Annotated in this window: 4 protein-coding genes; 1 reads left to right on the top strand and 3 read right to left on the bottom strand. The window is 42.0% G+C overall.

What is annotated here, in order from left to right; genetic code table 11:
• A partial coding sequence (gene guaA, locus SMIDD26_RS02950; RefSeq protein WP_061438852.1) for a glutamine-hydrolyzing GMP synthase occupies positions 1-1,351 on the bottom strand: 1,351 nt, incomplete at its 3' end.
• 141 nt (positions 1,352-1,492) lie between these two features.
• On the opposite strand from guaA, the gene SMIDD26_RS02945 reads away from it, so the two are divergent.
• Positions 1,493-2,191, top strand: a complete 699-nt coding sequence (locus tag SMIDD26_RS02945; RefSeq protein ID WP_061438851.1) for a GntR family transcriptional regulator — start codon at positions 1,493-1,495, stop codon at positions 2,189-2,191.
• Positions 2,192-2,337: 146 nt separating this feature from the next.
• Here the strand turns inward: SMIDD26_RS02945 and SMIDD26_RS02940 are convergent, their stop codons facing one another.
• Positions 2,338-3,234 carry a DMT family transporter gene (locus SMIDD26_RS02940; protein WP_061438850.1) on the bottom strand — a complete coding sequence of 299 codons (897 nt, stop codon included), beginning with the start codon at positions 3,232-3,234 and terminating at the stop codon, positions 2,338-2,340.
• Positions 3,235-3,242: 8 nt separating this feature from the next.
• Positions 3,243-4,154, bottom strand: a 912-nt coding sequence (locus SMIDD26_RS02935; protein WP_134990148.1) for a serine hydrolase domain-containing protein, incomplete at its 5' end; no start/stop codon positions are given.

Below are 4,154 nucleotides of genomic sequence, written 5' to 3'. Positions count from 1 at the left end.
AACGAACGCCTGTATTAACTGTGAAGTATTGCCAGATATCGCGGTCAAGACCAGCTTTAGCGATTTCTTCACGAAGGATAGCGTCTGACTCACGAACAGTTTCTAGTTTTTCTTCAGTGATTTCACCCATAACACGGATCGCAAGACCTGGGCCTGGGAATGGTTGGCGCCATACGATGTGGTCTGGCATGCCAAGCTCTGTACCAAGGGCACGAACTTCATCCTTGTAAAGAGTATTGAGTGGTTCAATCAATTCAAACTGCATGTCTTCTGGAAGACCACCCACGTTGTGGTGTGACTTGATCGTTTGAGCTGTATCTGTACCAGACTCGATAACGTCTGTATAAAGAGTTCCTTGAGCAAGGAATTTCACATCTTTGAGCTTGCTTGCTTCATCATCAAATACATAGACAAACTCGTTACCGATGATTTTACGTTTTTGTTCAGGGTCAGAAACGCCTGCAAGTTTATCAAGGAAACGTTTAGCTGCGTCTGCTTTGACGATATTCAAACCAAACTTACCACCAAGCATGTCCATAACTTGGTCCGCTTCTCCTTTACGAAGAAGACCGTGATCCACGAAGATACAGATCAATTGATCGCCAATCGCTTTTTGGAGAAGAACTCCAACAACTGAAGAGTCAACACCACCTGATAGACCAAGAAGGACACGTTTATCACCGACTGTTTCACGGATTTTTTGGATCTGCATGTCGATGAAGTTATCCATTGTCCAGTCGCCTTTAGCCTTACAGATGTTAAGGGCAAAGTTACGAAGGATATCATTTCCGTATACAGAATGGCGAACTTCTGGGTGGAATTGGATACCGTATATGTGTTTATCTGGATTTTCAATGGCTGCGTATGGGCAGTCAGCTGATGTTCCAGTACGAACAAAGTCAGCAGGAATCTCAGTAACCGCATCACCATGGCTCATTAAAACAGTCTGTTCATCAGGTGTTGATTCAAAAAGAGCTGATGGTGTATGTGTTAGGGTTGATTGACCGTATTCACGATTTCCAGCATCACCTGCAGGAACAACTTTTCCTCCAAGTTTATGGGTCAATAACTGCATACCATAACAAATTCCCAAAATAGGAATTCCGAGTTCGAAGATTTCTGGGTCAATATCAAATGAACCATCTTCGTATACAGAGTTTGGACCACCTGATAGGATAATTCCTACAGGATTGATTTCACGAACTTCAGCAGCTGAAATTTTATGGCTCTTTAGTTCTGAAAAAACGCCAATCTCACGGATACGGCGTGAAATCAGCTGGTTATATTGGCTACCATAGTCCAGCACGATGATTTTTTCTACATCTTGCAAATCAGTTGAAATGTTGCTCATCTTTTTCCTTTCTCAAAAGAAATATCTTTTTTCAATATTCTATCACAAATAAGGGTGAATTACCAACTAAACAAGGCGAAGATTGACTTTTTCTAGTTTATTAGGGTACAATAGAGAAAAGATAGAAATGAAGTGAAAAATATGCTACCCGCTTATATGAAAATCCATGATCAGATTAAAAAGGATATTGACGAACATCGTTGGGCTATTGGGGAGAGGCTTCCCAGTGAACGAGATTTAGCAGAGCAGTTTGCGGTCAGCCGCATGACCCTCCGCCAAGCCGTATCTCTATTAGTCGAAGAAGGCGTCTTAGAGCGCCGTGTAGGAAGTGGCACCTTTGTATCCAGTACACGTGTACAAGAAAAGATGAGAGGGACAACCAGTTTTACTGAAATTGTTAAGTCCCAAGGTAAAGTTCCCTCTAGCCAACTCATTTCCTACAGAAAAACCATTCCCAATGAGCAGGAAGTTGCCAAGCTAGGTATTTCTCCAACGGAGAATATTATCCGAATGGAGCGGGTTCGCTATGCGGATCAAATTCCTCTGGTTTATGAAGTTGCTTCTATTCCTGAAAAATTCATTAAGGACTTTAAAAAAGAAGAAATCACTAGTCATTTCTTCCAGACTCTACAAAAACATGGCTATCGTATCGGCAAATCTCAACAGACTATTTATGCTCGCCTCGCTAAAGAAAAAATTGCCCACTATTTGGAAGTTGAAAAAGGACATGCTATTCTTGGTCTGACTCAGGTTTCTTACCTAGAAGATGGTACTGCTTTTGAATACGTAAAAAGTCAGTATGTAGGCGAACGTTTTGAATTTTATCTTGAAAACAATTAATACTCTTCGAAAATCTCTTCAAACCGCGTCAACGTCGCCTTGCCGTACTCAAGTACAGCCTGCGGCTAGTTACCTAGTTTGCTCTTTGATTTTCATTGAGTATAAAATACTACGCAAAAACTCTCTGTCACGGACAAAGAGTCTTTTTATTTTTCTAGGAGTAAATCTTTCAAAGAAATCAGAGTTACAGCAAACAATATCATTGACATACCAAGAAAATCAATGGGATAAAATTGTTCATTCATGATTAAGAAGGCAAAGAAAACAGCCGAAATTGGCTCAATTGAAGCCAACAAGCTTGACTTGACCGGCCCAATCAGACTGGCTCCTTTTAAGAAGGCTGTATAAGCAAAGACAGTCCCGATAAGGATAATACCTGCAAAAGCAAGGAGAAAATCAAGACTAGCTGGGATAGTAGCCTCTAGAACTCCCGTAAAAGGAAGGGCGACCAAACCTGCTATGACCATTCCCACACCAATGACCAAGCTGCTCCCCCACTTCTTAATCAAGGCTATTGGCAAAATGATATAAAGAGCATAAGTGCAGGCAGAAAAGAGACCCCAGAATAGGCCAGAAGGTGTCATAGATAACTGGTCCAACTGCCCATGTGTTGCGATCAGGAAGGTTCCTCCAATGGCGAATATGATGGAAATAATCTCTCCCAGTGTCGGCGCCACCTTATCCTTGATACAGCTATAAATCAAAATCCCTACAGGACAAACGTACTGAAGCACCGTCGCAGTTCCTGCATTGGTTTCCTGAATAGCAGTTAGATAGGCGAATTGGTTGAGGAAGAGGCCAATTAGAGCAAAAATGAGAAGAGACAGCAAACTCTTTCTATCCTTTAAAAAGGCCAGCATTTTATCCTTTGCAGTAGCATAAGCCAAGAGCATGAGAATTCCACCAGCGATTAAAAGACGCAAGTTGGTCAAAACCAGAGCAGAAATTCCGTGCTCCATCAGGTATTGGCCACTCGTTCCTGACAAGCCCCAAGCTATCCCTGCTACAACTGTTAGTAAAGTCCCTTTTAAACTGTTTGACATGTCTCTCCTTACTCTTCTTTACGAATCAAGTCCATCACTTGATTGCGGTCTACAATCCATTGAGCACGCTCATCCTTTTCATAGGTACGATTCGATAGGAAAATGACCGCTTCTTGCTTCTGACGATTCCACATGATAAAGGTACCCGTATAGCCCGTATGGTCTAGCCATTCTCCTTCCAAATTCCATGCTAAAGAACGTTCCTTGTCATCCAAAGGAGAAAAATTTTGACTCAAGTCTCTTGCAAAATCATCCTCTAAATAGTGTTCTAAAAAGATTTGTAAATCCTTTACAGTCGAAAACAAACCAGCACTACCAGCATGTCTGCCCAAGAGACGAGCCTTGGGATCATGTACCAGACCTGCCTCGACACCTCTGACGGTTGGAACAGCATGCTCAACAGGCCCAAACTGGGTTTCATTCATCCCCCAAGGTTTCCAAACTTGCTCCTGTAAAATCACATCCAAGTTTTGATCGAAGATTCTTTCCAAAATAAAGCCCAAAAGCAAAAAATGAACATCCGAATAAAGAAAGGCTGGCTGACTTCGTCTATTGAGATGAAGCATCACTTCCTTTAATTCAGAAGCTGTTAAAAGGTCTCGATTGGGAATAAAAGGATCAAGGTCTGTAGCGTGAGTTAAGAGCTGGCGAATAGTAATATCTGGATAATCACTTTCAGGTAAAAAATCGGTTACTGGTCTGTCAATATCTAATTGACCTTTTTCCCACAAGAAGGTGAAAACAGTGCCAACCCCAACAACCTTGCTGACACTAGCTAGGTCATAAAGCAGTCCTGCCTCAGTCTCCAAGCCATGTTCTGGGTCACTCTGGCCTACATAGATCTCCGTCCATTGATGGTCCTTAAAATACGCAAAAGAGGCTCCGGGATAAATCCCTGCCTCAATTTGTTCTTCTATTTT

The organism is Streptococcus mitis, from assembly GCF_001579035.1.
Taxonomy (GTDB): domain Bacteria; phylum Bacillota; class Bacilli; order Lactobacillales; family Streptococcaceae; genus Streptococcus; species Streptococcus mitis_J.
This window is presented reverse-complemented; position numbering and strand designations above follow the sequence as displayed.